At 74.4% G+C, this 22755-nt stretch carries 16 protein-coding genes; 7 read left to right on the top strand and 9 right to left on the bottom strand.

Annotated elements, in window-relative coordinates; all coding sequences use genetic code 11:
• Positions 1-19: 19 nt before the first annotated feature.
• A complete protein-coding gene (locus FL583_RS21210; RefSeq protein WP_142706451.1) occupies positions 20-826 on the top strand; it encodes an SAM-dependent methyltransferase in 807 nt (268 codons plus the stop codon).
• A gap of 67 nt (positions 827-893) precedes the next feature.
• Complete coding sequence (locus FL583_RS21205; protein ID WP_142706450.1) at positions 894-1391, top strand: hypothetical protein; 498 nt, start codon at positions 894-896, stop codon at positions 1389-1391.
• Positions 1392-1439: 48 nt separating this feature from the next.
• Here the strand turns inward: FL583_RS21205 and FL583_RS21200 are convergent, their stop codons facing one another.
• The 6 genes from FL583_RS21200 to FL583_RS21175 form a co-directional block, all read right to left on the bottom strand.
• Positions 1440-2795: a PepSY-associated TM helix domain-containing protein gene (locus tag FL583_RS21200; protein ID WP_205752323.1), complete on the bottom strand. Its 1356-nt coding sequence runs from the start codon at positions 2793-2795 to the stop codon at positions 1440-1442.
• Between the two features lie 1569 nt (positions 2796-4364).
• Positions 4365-4925, bottom strand: coding sequence for a hypothetical protein (locus FL583_RS21190; RefSeq protein WP_142706449.1), 561 nt, complete (start codon positions 4923-4925; stop codon positions 4365-4367).
• Positions 4926-4981: 56 nt separating this feature from the next.
• Positions 4982-6265 (bottom strand): M20 metallopeptidase family protein, encoded by a 1284-nt coding sequence (locus tag FL583_RS21185; RefSeq protein ID WP_142706448.1) that lies wholly within the window; start codon positions 6263-6265, stop codon positions 4982-4984.
• Positions 6262-7467 (bottom strand): amidohydrolase family protein, encoded by a 1206-nt coding sequence (locus FL583_RS21180; RefSeq protein WP_205752322.1) that lies wholly within the window; start codon positions 7465-7467, stop codon positions 6262-6264. Before FL583_RS21180 ends, FL583_RS21185 begins: the two co-directional genes overlap by 4 nt.
• Positions 7464-8834 carry a type I glutamate--ammonia ligase gene (locus FL583_RS41040; protein WP_205752321.1) on the bottom strand — a complete coding sequence of 457 codons (1371 nt, stop codon included), beginning with the start codon at positions 8832-8834 and terminating at the stop codon, positions 7464-7466. The genes FL583_RS21180 and FL583_RS41040 overlap by 4 nt, the downstream gene beginning before the upstream one ends.
• Positions 8831-10282 carry an APC family permease gene (locus FL583_RS21175; protein WP_142706446.1) on the bottom strand — a complete coding sequence of 484 codons (1452 nt, stop codon included), beginning with the start codon at positions 10280-10282 and terminating at the stop codon, positions 8831-8833. Before FL583_RS21175 ends, FL583_RS41040 begins: the two co-directional genes overlap by 4 nt.
• A 131-nt stretch (positions 10283-10413) precedes the next feature.
• On the opposite strand from FL583_RS21175, the gene FL583_RS21170 reads away from it, so the two are divergent.
• The 4 genes from FL583_RS21170 to FL583_RS21155 are packed head-to-tail and all read left to right on the top strand — an operon-like array spanning position 10414 to position 18166.
• Positions 10414-11205, top strand: a complete 792-nt coding sequence (locus FL583_RS21170; RefSeq protein ID WP_142706445.1) for an SAM-dependent methyltransferase — start codon at positions 10414-10416, stop codon at positions 11203-11205.
• A 43-nt stretch (positions 11206-11248) separates the two neighbouring features.
• A complete protein-coding gene (locus FL583_RS21165) occupies positions 11249-12463 on the top strand; it encodes an MFS transporter (RefSeq protein ID WP_142706444.1) in 1215 nt (404 codons plus the stop codon).
• A gap of 11 nt (positions 12464-12474) precedes the next feature.
• Positions 12475-15276 (top strand): AMP-binding protein, encoded by a 2802-nt coding sequence (locus tag FL583_RS21160; RefSeq protein WP_142706443.1) that lies wholly within the window; start codon positions 12475-12477, stop codon positions 15274-15276.
• The gene (locus tag FL583_RS21155; protein ID WP_170323780.1) at positions 15269-18166 is read left to right on the top strand and encodes an AMP-binding protein; all 2898 of its coding nucleotides are present in this window, start codon (positions 15269-15271) and stop codon (positions 18164-18166) included. Before FL583_RS21160 ends, FL583_RS21155 begins: the two co-directional genes overlap by 8 nt.
• Here FL583_RS21155 and FL583_RS21150 read toward each other — a convergent pair.
• On the bottom strand, positions 18138-19049 hold the full coding sequence (locus FL583_RS21150) for a S66 peptidase family protein (RefSeq protein WP_142706590.1): 912 nt from the start codon (positions 19047-19049) through the stop codon (positions 18138-18140). The genes FL583_RS21155 and FL583_RS21150 overlap by 29 nt on opposite strands.
• Positions 19050-19108: 59 nt before the next feature.
• Positions 19109-20020: a phosphogluconate dehydrogenase (NAD(+)-dependent, decarboxylating) gene (gene gnd, locus FL583_RS21145; protein ID WP_142706441.1), complete on the bottom strand. Its 912-nt coding sequence runs from the start codon at positions 20018-20020 to the stop codon at positions 19109-19111.
• A gap of 119 nt (positions 20021-20139) precedes the next feature.
• Here gnd and FL583_RS21140 point away from each other — a divergent pair, with 119 nt between their 5' ends.
• Positions 20140-20778: an HAD family hydrolase gene (locus FL583_RS21140; RefSeq protein WP_170323779.1), complete on the top strand. Its 639-nt coding sequence runs from the start codon at positions 20140-20142 to the stop codon at positions 20776-20778.
• Here the strand turns inward: FL583_RS21140 and FL583_RS21135 are convergent.
• Positions 20775-22754: an acetyl/propionyl/methylcrotonyl-CoA carboxylase subunit alpha gene (locus tag FL583_RS21135; RefSeq protein WP_142706439.1), complete on the bottom strand. Its 1980-nt coding sequence runs from the start codon at positions 22752-22754 to the stop codon at positions 20775-20777. The two genes, FL583_RS21140 and FL583_RS21135, sit on opposite strands and share 4 nt — an antisense overlap.
• Position 22755 lies beyond the last annotated feature (1 nt).

Below are 22755 nucleotides of genomic sequence, written 5' to 3'. Positions count from 1 at the left end.
GCCGACGGAAGGCGTCGCGATGAGTCCCGACCCGCCCGTGTTCGCGGGCATCGACACGACCGTGCCGCACTCGGCCCGCCGCTACAACTACTGGCTGGGCGGCAAGGACCACTTCGCGGTCGATCGGGAGTCCGGCGAGCAGATGGCCGCGGTCTTCCCGACCGCGCGGGTCTGGGCGGTGCAGAACCGGGCGTACCTGCGCCGGGTGGTGACGTACCTGGCCCGCGAGGCCGGGATCCGCCAGTTCCTCGACGTCGGTACCGGGCTGCCGACGGCCGACAACACGCACGAGGTCGCGCAGCGCATCGCGCCCGAGTCGCGGGTCGTCTACGTCGACAACGACCCGCTGGTGATGACCCACGCGCGGGCGCTGCTGACGTCGACGCGGCAGGGCCTGACGTCGTACCTCGAGGCCGATCTGCGGAACCCGGCGGTGATCCTGGAGCAGGCCCGGGAGACGCTCGACTTCTCGCAACCGGTGGCGCTGATGCTGATCGCGGTGCTGCACTTCGTGCCGGACGCGAAGGCCGACTCGTACGCGGTGGTGCGGACGCTCGTCGAGGCGTTGCCGGCCGGCAGCTATCTGGCTATCTCGCACGGCAGCGCCGACTATCTGCCGGCTCCGACCGCGGCCACGCTCGAGGCGATGGCGCGGGCCGGCGGGGAGTTCCAGCTGCGCAGCGCTTCCGAGCTCGCCCGGTACTTCGACGGGATGTCGCTGGTGGACCCGGGAATCGCGGTGATCTCGGAGTGGCGGCCGCTCGACGACGACCGGCCGGACCCGGCCGACGTCGCGTGTCTGGGCGCAGTGGCCCGCGTCGGTTGAGGTTTCAGCCGCGGCGGTGACCGGATAACCCCGGAGAAACGGGCGCCACGTTCTCTGGGGAGGCGATGTGATCGCGTACTTGCTGTCGGTGCTGTTAGCCGCCGGACTGGGTGGAACGGGCAGAGCGTCCCGGACGCACGGGCGCCAGCTCGCGTGGTCGCTGGCCGGAGTGGGTGCCGGGGTCGTGGCCGTCGGGTTGTTCATCCGGACCGCGGACGCCGGCACGTCGGTGTCGTTGCTGCTCCTGCTGACCGTCCTGCTCGGATACCCGTCGTGGGCGGCGGCGCATTGGCTGCGGGAGCCGGCCGCGGTGCCGCACTGGACCGCGGCGCTGGCCGCGGGCGTCGGGCTGTTGCTGGTCGAGGGGCACGTGCTGGCGGTGGCGCTCGGGTCCGGCTGGGGCGTGGCGTTCGCCGCGCTGGCCGGGTTCGCGGTGCTGGCCCCGGCGACGATCGCCTGGACGATCGTCGGGGCGCTGTGGCTGCAGCGCCGGGTCGCGGTGCGGGGACGGCACGTGGCCGGCGCCGGCCGGAAGGTCGACGTCAACACGATCATGTCGTCGTAGGGTCGCGTGCCGGTGGGCGGCGGGCCGGGGCGGCCCGCCGCCCGGGGGTCAGTCGACCGGGCGGGGGCCCGGGGTGCGCAGGGCCCAGCGGAAGGCTCCGGCCAGCAGGTCGAAGACGACGAACGCCAGCAGCGAGAGCCCCAGCAGGGGGAGGGCCCAGCCGACCGCGATCGTGACCGGGACCGCGATCGCCAGGAACCAGACCGGCAGCGCGCGCCAGCCACCGCGTGCCGGCGGCGCACCGAGCCGGGCCGTCGCCCGCCGCGGACGGCGCTGCCACCACATCCGGTACCCCCAGACGATGACGCACAGCAGCCCGAGCGCCAGCGCGGCCAGCAGCACCTGGTTGACGATCCCGAACAGCTCACCCATGTGCGCGCGGATCCCGATCTTCGTGAGCTTGGCCAGGAACGGCCAGTCGGCGTACTCGACCCGCTCGGTGACCTCGCCGCTCCGCGGGTCGACCGCGACCTGGTCGAAACCGACCGGCCAGACCCCGTCGTCCTGGGCCACGACGTACGCGGTGCTCGCGTCGGCGGGGACCGTGATGTCGGTGCGGCCGGACATCGGCCCGGCCGCGCGGATCACCTGCTCGAGGCTCACCCCGGCCGGTAGCCCTTCTCCGGTTGGGGCGGTGCCGGTGCCGTGGTGGCCACTCGTCAGCCCGGCGTCCAAGGCCGGGGCGTGGCCCTTCATCGCGTCCAGCACCGTGCTGAAATGCGCGCCGGCGTGCTGCGACCAGGTCAGCCCGGTCGCCGACAGCACCAGCAGCCCGGCCGTGATCCAGAGGCCGACCGACGCGTGCCAGCCCCGGGTCCGCCGGACGCCCTTCGCCTGCAGGTCGGGGACGAGCGCCCGGCCGCGCTCGCCGCGGTACTTGCGCTTCCGGCCGAGCCACAGGACGACGCCGCCCAGCGCGACGACCCAGAGCCAGGACGCGGCCAGCTCCGAGTAGTTGCGGCCGAGGTCGCCGAGGTTGAGCGTGCGGTGGAAGCTGTCGAGCCAGGTCGTGGTGGGGGTGGAGCCGTACCAGGTGGTGAGGGTTCCGCGGACCTGTCCGGTGTACGGGTCGACGTAGACCGTGTCGACCTTCTCGTCGGCGGCGAGTTCCGGAGTGGAGAATGCGATCCGCGTGGTGGCGTGGGGGTCGTCGAGGACGGAGACGGTCGTCAGCGTGCCGGTGGGGTGCGCCGCGCGGGCTGCGTCTACCTGGTCGGCGAGGGGGACTTTGGATTCGGTGATCTGGTCGACGTAGAGCTCGTGCCCGTAGGCGATGCGGTCGAGTTGAGGGGTGAGGGTGTAGGCGAGGCCGGTGAGGGCGGCGATGAAGAGGAAGGGGCCGATGAAGATGCCGGCGTAGAAGTGCAACCGCCGCAACACGGCCCACCGGGACAGGGGCACCACCGCCCGAACCGCGGCCGCCGGTTCCGAGGCCGGCAGCGCGGGCGCGTCGGCGGGCGCGGGCGCGGGCGCCGGTTCCGAGGCCGGTGGCCCCGCGGCCGGTGGCCCCGCGGCCGGGGGTTCCGAGGCCGGGGGTTCCGAGGCCGGTGGCGTTGCAGTCGAGGGTGCTGCGGTCGGGGGTGCTGTGGTCGGGGGTGCTGTGATCGGGGTGGCCGCAGCCCGGGGTGCCGCAGCCTGGGGCGTTGAGGCTGGAGGGGTCGAGGCTGGGGGTGCTGCGGTCGGGGGTGCTGCGGTCGGGGGTGCTGCGGTCGGGGTGGCCGCAGCCCGGGGTGCTGCGGCTGGGGGCGTTGCGGATGGGGGCGCCGCGGGTGGCGGCGTTGCGGCTGGGGGCGCCGAGACGGGCGCGGGCGTCGCCGGGACCGCGGCTGGTGGTGCCGCCACGAGCGTTGCCGGTGGCGCCGAAACCGGCGTCACGTCGGTCGCTTCCTTCACTCCTGTCACAACAGTGGGCCGGGGAGGGTCAGAGCTGATCGTCACGAAATCTCTCCACAAGTGAGCGCCCAGGGCACGGCACAACGCCGCTGCCACCGAGGCAGGTCAAGGAAACTCGCCGCGCGACCGCGGCTGAGCCGCGTCCGCGCAATACAGCCGCGCACCGCGCGACGCCACCACCGGCGCACGGCGCACGGCGCCACCGCACGGCGCCACCGCCAGCGCAGCCGAGCCGTGCCACCGGCGATGCCACCGCACCGTCAGCGCGACGCCACCGCGCTGCCGCACGACGCCACCACCCCGGCGCCACCGCGCACCTCCACGGCCGCACACCACCCGGCGACCACTACGGCGCAACGCCACCGCGCCTCCAACGCAGCGCCACGCGCCATGGCAGCCCCGCCGCGCGACGCGCTGCCGCACCGCACTGCCGCGCCGCACCGCACCGCACTGCCGCGCCGCACCGCACTGCCGCGCCGCACCGCGCGACGCACCGCACCGCGCGACGCACCGCACCGCGCGACGCACCGCACCGCGCCGCACCGCGCCGCGCGACGTACCGCGCCGCACCGCACTGCGGCGCCGCACCGCGCAATGCTGCCGCGCCGCACCGCCGCGTGACGCTTCCGCACCGCGCAATGCTGCCGCGCCGCACCGCACCGCCGCGTGACGCTTCCGCACCGCGCAATGCTGCCGCGCCGCACCGCACCGCCGCGTGACGCTTCCGCACCGCGCAATGCTGCCGCACTGCACTGCCGCACCACACGGCACCGCCGCGCTGCCGCGCAACGCCGCGACCGCATAGCGCTACCGCGCACCGCTACGGCGCGGCGGGGCCGCCCCGCCTTCAGTGCAGCGCCGCGCGCCACCGCGATGCCGTACGGCGCCACCGCGTGGCGCGGGCACGCAGCGCGTCCGTGCCATCAGCGCACGCAGGCCTCCGCGCCCTCAGCGGCAGCGTCACCGCGCCATCCGGGCGGCAGCGCGCCATCAGCGGCGGCGTCACCGCGCCATCCGGGCGGCAGCGCGCCATCAGGGGCGGCGTCGCGCATCAGGGCGCAGCGAACGGTAGGCGGCGGGCTAGCGGAGTCGGAGTGCGGGAGGGCCTCGGCGGGCCACGGTGCGGGACCAGAACGACCGGGGCAGCGGCACGTGCCGCTCGGCTCGGCGCGCGCACGCCAGCCTCGGCAAAGGCACGACAAGAACCAGTCGCGCCACCGCGAACAGAGCCGGCACCCGCCGCCCCACCCACCGCACGAGACGCCAGACCGCGACCTCGCCCGCGAACAGCCACGCCGCCGCCAGCAGACCGGCCACGACGTGCGCGAACACCATCGTCGAGGCTGAATGCGCGGGCACCATCACGTGCCCCGGCTCAGCCCCCACCACCGAGAACAGGCCGTGCAGCCCGGCCTGGACGACGCCCAGCGTCCCGGCGATCGCGCCGAAGCCCCGGCGCCGGTTCGCCAGCAAAACGCCCGCGCCGAGCACGAGACCCGCCCCGGCCAGCACCGCGGTCAGCGGCGGGAGAGCACCGTGCGCCCAGGTGTGCAGCGGCACCGACACGCTCAGACACACCAGCGCGAAGACGACAGCACGAACCTCGCGCAGGAGGCCGGGCGTCGTCATGGCGACGATCATGCCAGAACCCCATCACCCGCCGTAGCGAAACCCGGCCGTCGCCACCGTGACCCTCCCTACGACCCGATCAGCCCGTAGCCGGCCAGCCACCCGGCCAGCAGCGCCAGCGCGGTCAGCTCCACGGTCCCGTCTCCCGGCAGGTAGCGCGCGTCGTGCAGCATCGGGCCCTCCGGGCCCTCTCCGGTGCCGACGAAGTGCATCAGGATCGGCACCTGCGGACCGTAGGTGGCGAAGTCGTCGGACCCGCAGGACGCGAAGCTCGCCGACGGCACTCCGAACGTCCTCAACCACGAGGCGGACGCCCCGGCGAGCGCCGCATCGTTGACCAGCGCGGGCTCACCCCGCCGGATGCGGTACTCGCCGGTGCAGCCGTGCGCCTCGGCGATCGCGCGCACGGTGCGGCCGATCCGGTCGTGCACCAGCTTCCGGTCCGGCTCGCGCATGGCCCGCACGGTGCCCGAGGCGGTCGCCACGCCGGGCAGGACGTTGGGGGCTCCCGAGCCGGCGAGCTGCGGGATCGTCACCACCACCGGGTGCAGCGGATCGACCGCGGCGCGGGCCGCCTCCGGCACGGCGAGCACGGTCCGGCACAGCGCGGGCACGGGGTCGGCGGCCAGGTGGGGGTAGGCGCCGTGGCCGCCCCGCCCGGTGATGACGATGTCGATCTCGTCGACCGACGCGTTCACGGGGCCGGGGTCGCTGGTGACGCACCCGGCCGGAACCAGCGGTTGCACGTGGGCGGCGACCAGCGACCGGACGTCCAGATCGAGCAGACGTCCGGAGGCGACGACGTCGGCCGCGCCGGTCGGGCCGACCTCCTCGCGGGGCTGCAGCACCGCGACCAGACCGGCCGGGAGGTCGATGCGGCGGGCCGCGCGGACGACCGCGACGAGCGCGGCGAGGTGCACGTCGTGACCGCAGGCGTGCATCGCGCCGTTGACCGCGGCGAACGGCGCGCCGGTCGCCTCCGCGACCGGGAGCCCGTCCATCTCGGCCCGGAGCCCGACCGCCGGCCCGTCCGGCCCGATCCGCAACAACCGCCCGGTCCCGGCGATCGTCTCCAGGCGGACCGCCGACGCGCCCCGGCCCGGCGACGACCGGGAACCCCCGCCGTCCCCGCCGTCCCCGCCGTCCGCGCCGTCCGCGCCGTCCGGGTCGGCCAGGTCGGCCGCGCCGTCCCCGCCGGCCCGGCCGGCGAGGATCGCGGCGGCTACCCGCCGGGCGGTCGGCTCCTCCGCTCCCGAGACCTGGGGCATCGCGTGCAGCTGGTGGCGCAGCGCGACCGCGCCCGGTAACTCGGCGGCGAGGGCGGCCCGCCAGGCCGTGGCGAGGTCCGTCACAGCCGGTAGACGCGTTCCGCGTTGCCGTGCGCGATCAGGTGGCCGATCCGGTCCGCGTCGGACGCCGACCACTCGCCACTCTCGACGCGATCGGTCAGCAGGGCCTCCAGTGCGACCCTGAAGCCGTGCGCACCGAGCGCGTACAGCTCGGGCGCCCCGTACGCGTCCGACGAGTACAGCAGTCGGCTGAACGGGGTCACCTCGGCGACCTCGGCGAGCACCTCGACGCCCCGCCGCGGCCCGACGTAGTGCAGCGCCAGCCCGACGTCGACGTAGACGTTCGGGAACACGTGGGCGAGGAACGACGCCTGGCGCTGGAACGGCCAGCAGTGCAGCAGCATCACCGGCACCCGGTGGCGCCGGATCCAGTCCGACAGCAGCGTCGGGTCGACCTCGGTCATCCGGATGTCGCTGTCGCCGAAGCCCACATGGAACTGGATCGGCAGCCCGAGCTCGATCGCCGCCTCCAACGTCATCCGCTGCAACACCGGCTCGGCCAACCGCCACCCGCCCCCGCCGCCTCCGACGGCTTCGCCGCCACCGCCCCCGCCGCCGCCGGCTCCGCCGGCCCCGCCACCATCAGCCCCGCCGGCTCCGGCGGCTCCGCCGTCACCAGCCCCACGGGACCACAGCCACCGCGCCGCCGCGGCCGACACCTCCGCCGGACTCGGCGGCGACGGGTCGAGCCGGAACCCGGTCCGGTAGGCCGCCACCGACTTCACCCCGACCGCCCCCACCTCCGCCACGACCCGGGCGAGCGAGGAACGGAAGACGTCCCCGAACTCCGACGGCTCGACCCCGGCCGCCGCCACCGCCTCGGCCACCGACTCCAACCGCACGATCTCCGACGCCGAACCCCCGCCCAGCACCGCCAACTCCGCCGGAGACGTCAGCCCCGACGCGTTGAACCCGGTGTCGACGAGATACCGCGCCGTCCCGGTCGCCCCGAGAAAACGCCGAGCCACCTCCTCGGCCCCGAGCGACGCCCGCCGCTCCAGATACTCCGCCACCGGCGCGTGCACCGGCAGATCGAGCAGCGGCGCACAGTGCCGCCGGATCGCCAGCCCGAGCGGCGTGTCGAAGTTCGACTCCCCGTCGGCCGGCGCGCCACCCTCGCTGAGCAGCGCCTCGAGCCCGGCGCGATCCAGGTCCCGGGTCACCACCCCGTGGCAGTGGTGATCCACCAGCGGATACGTACTCAATAGACCCACCGGTAGGCCTCGGCGACCTCGTCCGGCGAGCGCCCCTCCATCCGGGCCTCCTCGCCCCGGCGCACCGCCACGATCGCGTCCGCGAGCAGGTCGCCCCAGCGCTTCGCGTCGGCCGTGAACGCGGCCAGGGACGCGTCCATCGTGGTCGGCAGCGGCGTGATCCCGCGCGACGCCAACTCGGACGCCGAGAACCGCGACGGATCCCCGGTGACCTCCTCGGGCAGTTCGAGCCCCCGGTCCACGCCGTCCAGCCCGGCCGACAGCAGCCCGGCGAACACCAGGTACGGGTTCGCGGCCAGGTCGACGCACTTCACCTCGAGGTTCGACGCCCGCTCGCGTACGCCGGTCGTCCCGGTCACGACCCGCAGTGCCGCCTCCCGGGTCTCGTGCCCCCAGCAGGCGTAGACGCCGGCCCAGTGCGACGGCTGCAGCCGCAGGAAGCTGGCCGGGCTGGGCGTGTTCACCGCGGCCAGCGCGGGCAGCGCCTCCAGGATCCCGGCCGCGAACGCCTCGGCGTCCGGCGTCATCCCGTACCGGCGGTCACCGGTGCCGTGCAGGTTCGCGCCGCCCCGCCACAGCGAGAGGTGCACGTGGCCGCCGTTGCCCACGCCCCCGGCCAGCACCGACGGCGAGAACGAGATCCGCAGGCCGTACTTGCGCGCCAGCGCCCGGAGCGTCTGCCGGACCAGCACCGACCGGTCGGCCGCGGCCACCGGATCGGTGGCCCCGACCGAGATCTCGAACTGCCCCGGCGCGTACTCCGGATGGACCTGGTCGACGTCGACGCCCTGGGCGGCCATCGCCGCGAGCACCTCGGCGCAGAACTCGCTCTGCTCGACCAGCCGGGTCATCCCGTACGCGGGCCCGGAACACGCGGGCTCGAACGACGGCCCGTCCCCGCGGTCGAGCACGAACTCGATCTCGACCGCGGCCCGGATCGACAGCCCGCGCCCGGCCGCCTCGTCGACGACCCGGCGCAGCAGCGACCGCGAGCAGTTGACGTGCGGGACGCCCTCCTGGGTCAGCCGGTCGACCGGCGCCCAGGCCCAGCCGGGCTGGGCGGCCAGCACGGTCAGCTGGTCGAGGTCCGGGTAGAGCCGCAGGTCGCCATCGGGGCCGCCCTGCTTGTCGGTGCCGACGATCGAGTCGTCGGCCAGGAACAGGTCGAACACCGGGGACATGCCGACGCCCCACCGCACCGCCGAGCCCAGCGCCGAGACCGGCACCGCCTTCACCCGGGTGATGCCCGCGGTGTCGACGTAGGTCAGCGCGACGCCGTGCACCCCCAGCGACGGCAGCTCGTGTGCGATCTGCTGCGCCCGAGCCCGGTCATCGGGGGCCGGGCTCGCCGATGTCACACCCGCTCCTTCGCCGCCGTGAGGCCCTCGTCGGCGGTCAGCGCCGCACCGGCCCGCCGGGTCAGACGCGGGGCGGCCAGCACGGCCACCAGCCCGACCAGCAGCCAGACCGCGGCCACCGCCGGTGCCACCAGGCTCTTGCCCTCGGGCAGCGGGATCACGTTGCGGTAGAGCGTGTAGCCCAGCACGATCAGCCCGGCGACCGGGATGATCACCTCCCACGTCCGCACGCGCGGGTCACGGCCGACGAACAGCAATCGGATCACTCCCACCGAAGCCAGGACATACACCACGAGCAGCACCAACGTACCGATCACCCCGGCCGCGACGAAGACCGCGAGCGACGTGTCGGACCCGTCCCGGTAGACCAGCCACAGCAGCACCTCGATCACCGCGGCCGCCAGCACGACCCCCACTGCCGCGCCGATAGGCGTCCGCCTCACCGGAGAGACCCGGGCGAGAGGGGCGGGCGCCAGACCGTCCCGAGCCATCGCGAACAGCAGGCGCGACGCGCCGACGGCGCAGGCGAGCGCGCACCCGAACGCGCTGATCGCCGCGCCGAGGCTGATGAGGTCGCCGAGCCAGGCCCCGACGTACCGGGTTCCCAGGTCGCCGAAGAGGGATCCGGAGGATCCGAACGCGGCCAGCCCGTCGGACGAGGTGCCGAAGCCCATCACCTCGACCCAGGTGACGAACACGAAGTAGACGCCACCGAAGATCGCGGTGCCGAGGATCGCCCGCGGGATGTCCCGGCGCGGCTGCCGGGTCTCCTCACCCAGCGTGGCCGCCGCCTCGAAACCGGCGAACGACAGGAACCCGAACACGACGCCGAGGAACAGCGCGCTGGTGTCGGTGCCCGGCGCCACCGTGAACGGCGACGTCGTGAACTTGCCGTCGCCGCTCACCTTCACCAGCACGACGACCGCGACGATCAGGATCAGCGCGACCGTCGACGCCTCGACGATCAGCAGCACGCGGGTGCCGAGCCGGATCGGCGAGATCGTCAGCCAGAGCACGCCCAGCAGCACCAGGCCGACGAGAGGCAGCACGATCCAGTCCGGCGGCGAGTCCCAGAGACCGGTGCCGTCGAGGAACGACACGAGGAACCGGGCCGACGCCGTGGACGTGACCACGGCGTAGAAGAGATATGTCCCGAGCAGGCCCCAACCGGCGACGACACCCGGGCGCGCGCCCAGCGTCGCCCCGACGAAGCCGTACACGGACCCCGAGTGGTGGAACTTCTGAGTCAGGCGCACGAACGTGTACGCGACGAGCAGGACGCCGACGGTGGCCAGCGCGAACGTGAGCGGCACGGCCCGCCCGACGCTGCCCACCATGCCTTGTGGATTGATGTTCGCCGCCATCGACGGCGCCATGAGGGCGACGGAGATTCCGACGGCCTCCCAGATGCTCAATTCGCGGCCGAGCCGCGGACCCTCACCAGCCACGGGTCACTCCTCGTCAACCGGTACCTCACGCGCGACGACGCAGGTCTATACCAACTCGTTGCCGGGGGCAAGAGGTCGTCCACAGGGGAGCCGGATGACCGTCGCTCAGCGTGAGCACTAGGGTGGGCGCCATGACGGACGGCCTGTCGATCGACACCTCGGTGCCCCACCCGGCCCGGCGGTACGACTACTGGCTCGGCGGGAAGGACAACTTCGCGGCCGACCGCGAGTCCGGCGACGCGGTGATCGCCGCGTTCCCGACGATCAAGCTGTGGGCGGTCGAGAACCGGAAGTTCCTCCGCCGTGCGGTCACGTACCTGGCCCGCGAGGCCGGGATCCGGCAGTTCCTCGACATCGGCACCGGCATCCCGACCGCGAACAACACGCACGAGGTCGCCCAGTCGCTCACGCCCGACGCGCGGATCGTCTACGTCGACAACGACCCGATCGTCCTCGTCCACGCCCGCGCGTTGCTGACCAGCACCGACGCCGGGGCCACGGCCTACCTGCAGGCCGACTTCCGGGATCCGGAGACGATCCTGTCCCAGGCCCGCGAGATCCTCGACTTCTCCCAGCCGATCGGGCTGATGCTGATCGCGCTGCTGCACTTCATGAAAGACAGCGACCAACCCTACGAGCACGTCCGGACGCTGGTCGACGCGCTGCCGCCGGGCAGCTTCCTCGCGGTCACCCACGCGGTCGACGACTACCTGCCCAAGCAGCAGGCCGAGGGGCTCACCGACGTCGGCCGGGTGCCGTTCGAGATGCGGTCCCGCGCCGAGGTGGCGCGGTACTTCGAGGGGCTCGAGCTGGTTCCACCCGGCCTGGTGTCGATCTCCGAGTGGCGCGCCGAGGACGAGACCGGCCCGCGTCCCTCGGCCGCCGACATCGCCGCCGACGGGGCGGTCGCCCACAAGCCCTGACCGCACAAGCTTTCCGCAAGGCCGCTCCCGCAGTCTGGGGGCGATGAGAGAACTCTGGCCGGCGTCCGGGCCGGAACGCGCGCTGACGTTGGCCACGCTGGTCAGTTCGTTCGGCTTCGCCGCGTTCGTCACCGCGAGCGGCCTGTTCTTCGTGCGGTTCGTGCACCTGGACCCGAAGGTCGTCGGGGCCGGGCTGGCCGTCGCCGGGGTCGTCGCGCTGGCCGGCCCGCTGCTGTTCGGCCGGCTGTGCGACTCGATCGACCCGCGGACGCTGACGCTGTGGCTGTTCGTCGTCCAGGCCGTGCTGCTCGTGGGCTACGCGTTCGTGCGGTCGGCGCCGATGTTCGTCGTCGTGCTGACCGCGGTGACGTTCGTCGACCGCGGGTGCTGGGTCGCGCGCAGCGTCCTCGTGAGCCGGGTGGCCGGGAGCGACGGACGGGTGCGCTTCAAAGCGCAGCAGCGCGCGGTGTTCAACACCGGGGCCGCGCTGGGCGCGTTGGCGGCCGCGGTCCCGCTGCAGCTCGACACCCGGCCGGCCTACCTGGCGCTGCTCGGTGCGTACGTCGTGAGCTGCGCGGTCGCCGCCGTGTGCGTGGCCGCGATCCCGCGGTCGGCCGGAGCCTCGCCCGGCTCCCCGGGGTGGGTCGCGGTGCGTGACCCCGCCTACCTGGCCTCGTCGTTGCTGTCGGGGTTGCTGATGCTGCACCACAGCCTGCTGGTCATCGCGCTCCCGCTGTGGATCGTGCGGTCGACGTCGGCCCCGGCGGCGCTGGTGGGGGTGCTGGTCGCGCTGAACACCGTGCTCGCGGTCGTGCTGCAGGTGCGGTTGAGCGGGGGCGCGGAGTCGGTGCCGGGAGCGGCGCGGGCCGGTCGGCTGGGGGCGCTGGTCCTGGTGCCGGCCTGCCTGCTGCTGGGGTCGGCCGCCTCGGCCGGGGCCGCAATCGCGGTGGCCCTGCTGGTGGCCGGGGTCGTGCTGCTCACGCTCGGGGAGCTGTGGACCGGGGCCGCGTCGTGGGGGCTGAGCTACGGGCTCGCTCCGGACGCGTTGATGGGCCAGTACCAGGGCGTTTTCTCCCTCGGAGTGTCGGTCGAGGGGATCGTGGGGCCGATTCTGGCCACCTCGGTGGTGCTGGGGTGGGGAATGCCCGGCTGGGCGATCGTCGGCGGGATCTTCCTGGTGCTCGGGTTGCTGATCGGGCCGGTCGCGCGGTGGGGGTCGCGGACCCGGGCGGAGGAAATCGTCGTAGCGGCGGAGTAGGGAGTGGGGTCATGGAGAGCGTTCCCGAGCGGGTGATCCGAAGAGCCGAGGTCGCGCCGGATTCGGCCGCGGTCGGTGAGGTCACCTACGCCGAGCTGGTCCGGCGCGCGCGCCGCTACGCGGCTGCGGTCCGGCCCGGCGAGATCGTCGGTCTGGTGTTCCCGCGCGGCCCCGAGCTGGTGGCCGCGGAGCTGGGCGTCTGGCTCGCCGGTGCGGCCTTCCTGCCGCTGGATCCGGCGCTCCCGCCGGCGCGGATCGAGTCCGCGCTGCGCAGCGCCCAAACCTCCCGCGTGCTGCCCGCCTCTTACTCCTGTCCGGACGCTTCGCCGCGCGCCGCCGACGGCCTGGCCTACGTCATCTCGACGTCGGGGTCGACGGGTGAGCCGAAGAGCGTGGCGGTCGGGCACGACAACCTGGCCAACCTCATCGCTTGGTACGTCGCCGAGTACGGGCTCACGCCCGCCGATCGGGTGGTGTTCACGACCGGCCCGGGGTTCGACGCGTCGATCCTCGACATCTGGGGCACGCTGGCGGCCGGGGCCACGCTGGTCCCGTTCCCCGACGAGGCCGTCCGCGACCCGGACGAGCTGCTGGCCCGGCTCGACGCCGAGCGCATCACCCAGGGCGTGCTGCCGACGCCGGTCGGCGAGGCCCTGCTGACGCTCGGCCGCCGCCCGTCGACGCTGCGGGGCCTGCGTCTGGGCGGCGACGTGCTGCGGGTCTGGCCCGACCGCGACTTCCCGGCCGCGGTCGTCAACGCGTACGGGCCCTCGGAGGCGACGGTGCTGGTCACGGCCACCGGTGACCTCCGGTCGTACGCCCGTGACGGCTTACCGCCGATCGGCCGGCCGGCCGCCGGGGCACTGCTGCGCGTGGTCGACGACGACGGACGGGTCGTCGCGTCCCCGGGTGTGGCCGGTGAGCTGTGGATCGGCGGGCCCGGCGTCGCCCGCGGCTACCTGGGCGACCAGCCGGGGTTCGGGCCGGCGCCCTGGGGCGAGCCCGGCCGGTGGTACCGGAGCGGAGACCGCGCGGCCTGGGACGACGGCGGCGAGCTGCACTTCCTCGGCCGCCTCGATCGTCAGGTGAAGATCCGGGGCCACCGGATCGAGCTCGCGGAGATCGAACGCGCCCTGCTGGCGCTGCCCGGCGTCCGGCAGGCCGCGGTCGCGCTGCACGACGGGCGTCTCGTGGCCTACGTGGTCGGGGCGGCCGAGTCGGTGCGGGAGCAGCTGGCCGGCGTGCTGCCCGCGGCGATGGTGCCGGGCCGCGTCGACGTCGTGCCGGCGATCCCGCTCACCGTGAACGGGAAGATCGACCGCGCGGCCCTGCCGACCGGCGAGGAACCCCGGGACGCCCGGGAACGCACGGTCGCCGAGGTGTGGGCCGCGGTGCTAAAGACCCCGGTCGGCCGGGACACCGACTTCTTCGCCGAGGGCGGCGACTCGCTCAGCGGCACCCGGATCGTCGCCCGGCTCCGGGACGTCCACGGGTACTCGACGTCGCTGCGGACGCTGCTGGCCACCCCGGTGCTGCACGAGTTCGCGGCCTCGCTCACGGCGTCCGGCGCAGCGCCGCCGATCGCCGTGCCGGAGACGACGACCGTCCCGCTGTCGGACGCCCAGCGGAGCCTGCTGGCGATCCTCGAGGACGGCGGGGCCGACGCCGAGATGCTCCAGCTCGTCCACCTGCGCGGCCCGGTGGTCGTCGCCGCGCTGCGTAACGCGGCCACGACGGTGGCCGCGCGCCACGAGGCGCTGCGGAGCACGATCGGCCCCGACGCGCAGCTGGTCCATCCGCCCGCGCCGGTCGACCTGCCGGTCGTCGACGTCCGGTCGCTCGACGACGTGCCGAACACCGCCGAGCTGCGCCCGTTCGACGTCACCCGGGAGCGGCCGTTCCGGGTCGCGCTCCACCGTCTCGGCCCCGACGAGAGCGTGCTGGCGATCGTCACCCACCACCTGTTCTTCGACGGCCAGTCCGGGCCGGTGCTGCTGCACGACCTGGCCGCGGCCTACTCCGGCCGCGAGGTGCCGCCGCCGGTGCCGTACCGCGAGTACGTCGCCCAGGAGGAGGCCCGCAAGACCCCGGCCGCGACGGCCGAGCACCTCGCGTTCTGGCGTGGGTACCTGCGCGGCTACCCGTTCCGGGAGCTCCCGGCCGAGCGGCCGCGGCCGGAGTCGCCGACCTACGACGCCGCCGCGGTGCCGTTCAGCCTGCCGAAGAACGCGTCCGCGCTGCTGACCGCGTTCACCGACGAGCATCGCGTCACCCGGTTCGCGGTGCTGGTGAGCGTGTTCGCGCTGGCCCTGGCCGAGGTGTCCGGGGTGGACGACCTGCTGGTCGGGGTGTCGGTGGGGCAGCGCAGCACCGTCCGGCTGGAGTCGGTCGTCGGCGAGCTGACCCACACCGCGCCGCTCCGGTTCGACCTGCGCGCGCCGCGCAGCGTCGCCGAGGTGTGCCTCGGGGTGGCCCGCGACTTCCCGGTGGTCGAGGAGTACTCCGGCATCCACTACAAGGCTCTGCTGCCCGAGCTGCGGTCCGACCAGGGGTTCGGGCTGAGGTTCTCGATCAACGCGGCCCGGGAGACCGAGCTCCGCTTCGACGGCCTGGACGCGACCCTGCTGCCGGTGCCGGGCGGTGAGCGGCACAGCAACCGGGACGTGCGCCTCGACGTCTGGGACGCCGGGCCGTCGGTGCGATGCGTGCTGACGTACCGCACCGAGCTCTACCGCCGGGAGACGATCGAGCGCGTCGCGAATGAGATCGTCCGCGGTCTGCATGCGCTGTCCGGAGCCGTGCACGGTGTCTGAGCTCCTCGCCGCGGTGCTGGCGACCGCCCGGGCCGAGCCGGGCCGGGTGGCGGTCGTCGAGCCCGCCCGGTCGACCACCTACGGCGCCCTGGTCGCCGCGGCCGCGGGCTTCGCCGACGACTTCCGCCGCCGGGGCGTGCGGCCCGGCGATCGGGTGGGGGTCGTCCTGCCGCCCGGCGCGGATCTGGTCGCGGCGGCGCTGGCCGCGTTCGGCCGCCGGGCCGCGTACGTCCCGATCGACCCGGCGCTGCCGCCGCGCCGCATCGACCAGATCCTCGACGCCTGCGCGCCCCGCACGACCGTGACGGCCGCCGTCGAGGCCACCGGCGCCCCGGAGTTCGACCGGCCGGCGCTGGACGACGTCGCCTACGTGATCAGCACCTCGGGCTCGACCGGCACCCCGAAGGCGGTCGAGATCGAGCACCGGAGCCTGCTGAACGTTCTGGAAGACCTCGACGAACTCGCACCGGTCGAAATCCCCTACACCGGGTCCTGGTGGACCAGCCCGACGTTCGACGTCTCGCTGTGGGAGTGCTGGTCACCGCTCCGGCGCGGCGGCACGGTGGCGATCGTCCCGCCGGAGGCCCGTATCGACGCGGCGAGCTTCGCCGGGTTCCTGCACGCCCGGGGCGTCCACAGTGCCTACGTTCCGCCCGGGCTCCTGACCGGGTTCCGCGACGCGCTGGCCGCCGACCCGGGCCTGGTGCCGGGCCTGGCCCGGCTGCTGGTCGGGGTCGAGCCGATCCCGCTCGGCCTCCTGCAGGAGCTGCTGCGGCTGCGCGACGGGCTCCGGATCGTCAACGGCTACGGCCCGGCCGAGGCGACGATCTACTGCGCGCGCTACCTCGTGCCCCGCACCGGCGGGCATCCGTCCGACCGCACGCCGATCGGCACGGCCACCCGAGGCGTCACGCTCCACCTCGACGACGAGAACGGGACGGGGTCCGGGGAGATCGTCGTCGCGGGCGTCAACGTCGGCCGCGGCTATCTGGGCGGCGACCCGGACGGCCGCTTCCGGCCCCTCCCCGACGGACGCCGGGCCTACCGCACCGGCGACCTGGCCCGTGTTCTCCCCGACGGCACGCTGGTCTTCGAGGGGCGCCGGGATCGCCAGCTCAAGATCCGGGGCGTCCGCATCGAGGCGGGCGAGGTCGAGGCCGCGATCCGGGAGGCCGTGCCGGTCCGTGAGGTCGTCGTGGCCCCGCGAGACGGCGCGCTGGCCGCGTACCTGGTCCCGGCCCGCGGCGACGTCGTCGATCCGGTGGGCGTGCGGCGGGCGCTCCTCGGCGTCCTGCCGGCGGCCGCCGTTCCCTCGGTGATCGTCGCGCTCGAGGCGCTGCCCCAGACCGCGAACGGCAAGACCGACCACACCGCGCTGGCCCGGCTCGCGGCGCCGGCCCCGCCCACCGTCCACACCCGCACCGACGACGCCTGGCGCGCGGTGAACGCGGCCGTCGGGGGCGCGCTCGGCGACTTCCCGGACCCGGCCCACGGGTTCCTGGAATCCGGCGGCACCTCGCTCACCGCCGTGTCGGCCGCGGTCGCCCTCAGCCAGGCGTCGGGCCGGGCGGTGACGGCCCACGAGCTCCTCACCGCCCGGACGCTGGGCGACCTGGCCGACGCGCTGAGCACCTACCCGCCCGCCACCGAGCCCGGCGACGACGGGATCACCGGCCGCACCGAGGCCCCGCTCACCCCGGCGCAGCTCGGCGTCTGGATGCACGACCAGCTGGATCCGGGCTCGACCCGCTATCTGGAGACGTACTGCGTCGACCTCCCCGGCGCCGACCCCGACCGCCTCGCCGCCGCTCTCGCTCGAGCCACCGGCGCCCACCCGGCCTTCCGGGCCACCGTGCACGACACCGGCGACGAGGTGGTCCTGAGCCTCCCGCCCCCGGGCGCGTCGGGCGGGCTCGACGAGCGCTACTCCGTGCCCGACCGGCAGGCGGCGATCGAGGCCGCCACGGTGCCGGCCCGCCGTCCGATGGACCTCGCGGCCGGCCCGCTCCTGCGCACGGCCTGGATCACCTATCCGCCCGATCACGGGCTCCTCGTCCTGGTCTGGCACCACCTGGTCATCGACGGCTGGTCGCTCCGTCTCTTCCTCACCGACCTGGCCCGCGCCTACGCCGACCCGGACTACCGCCCCGCCCCCGCCGCCTCGACGATCTGCGACGCCACCGTCCGGGCGACCGCGCGGGCCGGCACCGAGCAGTCCGTGGACGCCGTCGAGAGCCTGGTCGCCCGCTTGGCTTCCGGCGGTATCACGCTCGGCCTGCGGTCCGACCGCGACCGCTCCCGGCCCGCCGACGCCGGCCACCTCCGGGCCGCGACCGCCGGGTACCTCCGGGCCGAGCTCAGCCGGGCCGCGTCGGCCGCGCTGCGCACCCCGGGTGGCGCGTCGCCGTTCGTCCGCCTGCTCGACGCCTACCGGAGCGCGCTCGCCCGGACGTTCGGGCTGACGTCGTTCGTCCTCGGCTGTGCCGACGGCCGGGCCCGGGCCGTCGACGCCGGCGCGGTCGCCGGGTACCTGGTCGACACCCGGCTCCTGATCTCGGACGACCCGCTCCCGGAGGCCCTCGATCGGCCGCTCGTGCCGCTGCCCGCGCTCGTCCGGCGGCTCCGGCGCGTCCGGGAGGTTCCGGAGTCGTTCCCGAGCCTTTACTACGCCGCCGACGAGGGCTACGTCCTCGGCCTGGCCGGCGCGCGCGAGGTCGACCTGCCGCCGGGGCAGGCCAAGTTCGACCTGACCCTCGACGTCCGGCACACCGCCGGACGGTTCACGCTGCGCCTGACCTGGGATCCGGCCGTCGTCTCCACCGACGAGGCCCAGCGCGTGCTCGACGCCGTGCAGCAGGAGGTCACGCCAGCGCCGGCTCCGTGTAGGTGAGCGTCCGGGCCGCGGTGTCGAGCGTCGCCGTCACGCCGAGCGGCACCGTGAGCTGACGGGCGCCGTGACCGACGTCGAACCCGGTCAGGATCGGGACGCCCAGCGGGCCCAGCCGTTCCCGCAGGACGTCGTCGGCGTCCGGGTCGCAGCCCTCCCAGGTCCCGACGACGACGCCGAGCGCCCCGTCGAACCAGCCGGCCCGCAGGAGCTGGGTGAACAGCCGATCCAGCCGGTGCGACTCCTTGTTGACGTCCTCCAGCAGCACGATCGCCCCGGCCGCCGATCCGCCCTCGGGGGTGCCGAGCAGCGACGCCAGCAGGTTGAGGTTGCCGCCGACGACCGGGCCGGTCGCCGCGCCGGCCACGAGCGCGCGAGCACCGGGGGAGCCCAACTCCAGAGCCTCGCCGGGCGCGAAAAGCGTCCGGAGCATCGCGTCCGCCCACGGCGCGCCGGCCGCGGAGACGAACGTCTCGCTCGCCACCATCGGCCCGTAGAACGTGACGACGTTCGCGTGCCGGGCCAGCCAGCGCTGCACGGCCGTGATGTCGCTGAACCCGACCAGCGGTTTCGGCCGGGCTCCGGCGAACACCGCCGGATCCAGCCGGTCGAGGAACCGGAGGGCGCCGTAGCCGCCGCGGGCGCAGAACACCGCCCGGATACTGTCGTCGCACCAGGCCGCGGTGAGGTCGGCGGCCCGCTGCTCGTCGGTGCCCGCGTACGGGCCGTGCTGCGCGAGCACGTGCTCGCCGAGGACGACGTCCAGCCCGGCCGCCCGCAGCCGCTCGCAGCCTCGTTCGAGCCGCCCCAGGGCGACCGCGTTGCTGGTGGCGATCACCCCGACCCGGTCGCCGGGCTGAAGCCGCGGTGGCCTGATCAACGACATCACGGAACACTCCTCGGAAGACGGCGGTGCGCCCCGACGCAGCGGGGCGCACCGGTCGGTCAGGCGATCGGGCCGCCCGGGCGGGTCACGACGTGACCGCCGAACTCCTCCCGCAGCGCCGAGAGCACCTGGCCGCCGAACGACTTGTCCTGCCGGGACCGGATCCGCGTCAGCAGCGCGGCCGTGATCGCCGGCGCCGGGACGTCCCGCGCGATGGCTTCGAGGACCGTCCACCGCCCGGTGCCCAGATCCTCCACGTAGTCCCCGAACTTCGACAGCTCCGGATCCGCGCTCAGCTTCGTCGACAGCAGATCCAGCAGCCGGGACGTGACCAGGCTGTTGTGCCGCCACAACTCGGCGATCTCGGCCAGGTCCAGGTCGAAATCGCTCGCCCGCAGCACCTCGAAGCCCTCCGCGTATGCCTCGAGAAGCCCGTACTCGATCCCGTTGTGGACCATCTTGACGTAGTGCCCGGACCCGGACGGCCCGACGTACCGGCAGCCGCCGTCGGGCGCGATCTGCTCCAGCAGCGGCAGGAACTCGAGCGCCAGGTCGCGGTCACCGCCGACCATCAGGCAGTAGCCGAGATCCCGCCCGAGCAGCCCCGACGACGTCCCGACGTCCAGGAAACGCACCTCGCGGGCAGCGCACCGCTCGGCCCGGGCCACGGTCTCGTGGTAGTTCGTGTTGCCGCCGTCGATCAGCACGTCACCGGCCGCGAGGGCGTCCTCGAAGAACGCGGTGACCTCCCGGGTGGGTTGCCCGGCCGGCAGCATCGTCCAGATCACGCGCCGGCCGTCGAGACGCGACACGAGATCGGTCAGATCGTCCGCCGCCTCCAGACCGTCGTCCACGAGGGACGCCACGATCGAGGGGGTGAGGTCGTATCCGACGACGCGGTGTCCGTTCCGGAGCCAGTGGCGTGCGATGCCGCCGCCCATTCTTCCTAATCCGACCAGGCCGATGTCCATCCCCGTTCTCCTTGCTCGTCGATCAAGTCGCGAACTCTGTTTCGCGACCGTTGCGTAGAATACGGTTCGTTGACGACATTGCGGCGGGATTGCGACAGGTTCATATGCAGCCGGTAGGCGTGCCGAAGCGTGCAGTGATCTTCGATTTCGACGGCGTCATCATGGACACCGAGTCCGCGGTCGTCCGGGCCTGGCGTGACGAGTGCGGTGCCCTCCGGCTCCCGTTCGACGAGGTCGCGTTCGCGGCCGCGGTCGGCTCGACGAGCCTCGCCCCCGAGCGGGTCCTGGCCCTCCTCGGGCCCGCCGTCCACCCCGGCGAGTTCGCGGTGCGGGTCCGGGCCCGGCTGCGCGAGTCCAGTGCGGAGCTCCCGGTGCTGCCGGGCGTGCGCGAACTGCTGGCCGAGGCGGCCGAGGCCGGCGTCCCCACCGCGGTCGCGTCGAGCGCGAGCGCCGACTGGGTGCGGCCGCACCTGCGGCGAGCCGGGCTCCTGGACTCGTTCGCCACCATCGTCTCCCGCGACGACGCCGAGCGGAAGAAACCCGCCCCCGACCTGTACCTGACCGCGCTGGCCCGCCTGCGCGTGTCCCCGGACGCGACGGTCGCGATCGAGGACTCCGCGACCGGCGTCGCCGCCGCTCGCGCGGCCGGCCTCCGCTGCGTCGCGGTCCCCGGCCCGGTGACCGTCGGTCACGACTTCGCCGACGCCGACCTGCGACTCCCGACCCTGGCCGACGTCCGCCTCGCCGACCTGTTCTAGGCCGACGTCTCCAGAGTGAGCAGCGGGGCGTCCTTCGCTACCGTCGCGCCCGGGCGGGCCCGGAGGTCGACCACGACGCCGTCGACCGGGGCGGTCAGGACGTGCTCCATCTTCATCGCCTCGACCACCGCGAGCGTCTGGCCGGCGGTGACCCGCTCACCCTCGCTGACCGCCACCACGGTCACGGTGCCGGGCATCGGCGAGAGCACCGGGCCGCCGGATCCGGCCGTCGCGGCGGCATCCGCGTCGAGCGCCTCGCGGTCGCGGACGGCCCAGGCGTACCCGTCGCGGCTGACCCACAGCACCCCGGCGTCGTCCCGCGCGACCACGTACGACCGGGTCACCCCGTCCTGCGTGTGCCGCACCCGCCCCTCGGCGCCCGCGACCGTGTTCGTCCGGGTCGGACGGCCGCCGTCGAGGACCAGTTCGGCGTCCGACGCACGGCCCCGGTAGCGGACCTCGACCGGATCGGCGCCGGACGCGGTGAGGCGGCGGGTGGCCCAGGCGCGGTCGCCCAGACGCCAGCCGCCCGGCAGGTCGAACGGGTCGGCCGCCGCGCGATCGTCCGGCTCCAGGTCGAGCAGCGCCACCCCGGTGACGACTCCGAGGACGTCCTCCGGGACGCTCACCGCGGTCAGCTCGGTGAGACGCCTCCCCACCAGGCCCGTGTCGAGGTTTCCGGCCCGCACGTCCGGATCGGCCAGCAGCGCCCGCAGGAACCCGACGTTCGTGCCCAGGCCGAGCAGCACGGTGTCGGCCAGGGCCGCGTCCAGGCGTCGCAGCGCCTCGGCCCGCGACGACCCGGACGCGATGATCTTCGCCAGCATCGGGTCGTAGTCCGACCCCACCACGCTGCCCGCGGCGATCCCCGAGTCCACCCGGACGCCGGCCGGCGATCGCAGAGCGAGCACGCGTCCGCCGGTCGGCAGGAACCCGGCCGACGGGTCCTCGGCGTACACCCGCACCTCGACCGCGTGCCCCCGCGGCTCGAGAACCGCGGGCCAGGGCGACGGCTCGCCGGCCGCGATCCGCAGCTGCAGTTCGACCAGGTCGACGCCGTAGACCTCCTCGGTCACCGGGTGCTCGACCTGGAGGCGGGTGTTCATCTCCATGAAGAACCAGTTGTCGGGCCGGTCTCCGGCGACGATGAACTCCACCGTGCCCGCGCCGACGTACCCGCACGACCGGGCCGCGTCGCAGGCGGCCGCGCCCATGGCTTTGCGCTGGGAGGCCGACAGCAACGGCGACGGCGCCTCCTCGACGATCTTCTGGTGCCGCCGCTGCAGCGAGCATTCCCGCTCGCCCAGGTGGACCACGTTGCCGTGCCGGTCGGCCAGCACCTGAATCTCGATGTGCCGGGGGGTCGTCACCAGCCGCTCGACCAGCAGCGTGTCGTCTCCGAAGGAGCTCGTCGCCTCGCGCCGGGCACTCGCGAGCGCGCCGGCCAGATCGGCCGCCCGGTGCACCTCGCGCATGCCCTTGCCGCCGCCACCGGCCGACGGCTTGAGCAGCACCGGATAACCGATCGACTCCACCGCCGACGCCAGCTCCGCGTCGGACAGCCCGGAGCCGTCCGACCCCGGCACCACCGGGACGCCCGCCTTCGACACGGTCTGCTTGGCCCGGATCTTGTCGCCCATGGCCTCGATCGCCGACGCCGGCGGCCCGATGAACACGATCCCGGCCGCCTCGCACGCGGCCGCGAACTCGGTGTTCTCGGACAGGAAGCCGTACCCCGGGTGGATCGCGTCCGCTCCGGTACTCCGGGCCGCCGCGATCAAGGCGGGAATCGACAGGTACGACTCGGCCGCCGGTGCCGGCCCCAGACGAACGGCCACGTCAGCGGCGTCCACATGGGGAGCGTCGAGATCGGCGTCGGAGTAGACCGCGACCGAGCGGATCCCCGACCGCCGGAGCGTGCGCAGCACGCGCACGGCGATCTCACCTCGGTTGGCCACGAGCACCGTGGAGAACATC

Origin of the sequence: Cryptosporangium phraense (assembly GCF_006912135.1) — a bacterium.
In the GTDB taxonomy this organism is placed as follows: Bacteria; Actinomycetota; Actinomycetes; order Mycobacteriales; family Cryptosporangiaceae; genus Cryptosporangium; species Cryptosporangium phraense.
Note: the sequence above shows the minus strand (reverse complement) of the source record. Positions and strands in the feature narration are given on the sequence as shown.

Excerpts from the sequence above, each read along its gene's own strand:
- FL583_RS21210 (WP_142706451.1), top strand. The coding sequence starts at position 20 with ATGAGTCCCGACCCGCCCGTGTTCGCGGGCATCGACACGACCGTGCCG.
- FL583_RS21190 (WP_142706449.1), bottom strand. The coding sequence starts at position 4,925 with ATGATCGTCGCCATGACGACGCCCGGCCTCCTGCGCGAGGTTCGTGCT.
- FL583_RS21170 (WP_142706445.1), top strand. The coding sequence starts at position 10,414 with ATGACGGACGGCCTGTCGATCGACACCTCGGTGCCCCACCCGGCCCGG.
- FL583_RS21165 (WP_142706444.1), top strand. The coding sequence starts at position 11,249 with ATGAGAGAACTCTGGCCGGCGTCCGGGCCGGAACGCGCGCTGACGTTG.
- FL583_RS21160 (WP_142706443.1), top strand. The coding sequence starts at position 12,475 with ATGGAGAGCGTTCCCGAGCGGGTGATCCGAAGAGCCGAGGTCGCGCCG.
- FL583_RS21150 (WP_142706590.1), bottom strand. The coding sequence starts at position 19,049 with ATGTCGTTGATCAGGCCACCGCGGCTTCAGCCCGGCGACCGGGTCGGG.
- gnd (WP_142706441.1), bottom strand. The coding sequence starts at position 20,020 with ATGGACATCGGCCTGGTCGGATTAGGAAGAATGGGCGGCGGCATCGCA.
- FL583_RS21135 (WP_142706439.1), bottom strand. The coding sequence starts at position 22,754 with ATGTTCTCCACGGTGCTCGTGGCCAACCGAGGTGAGATCGCCGTGCGC.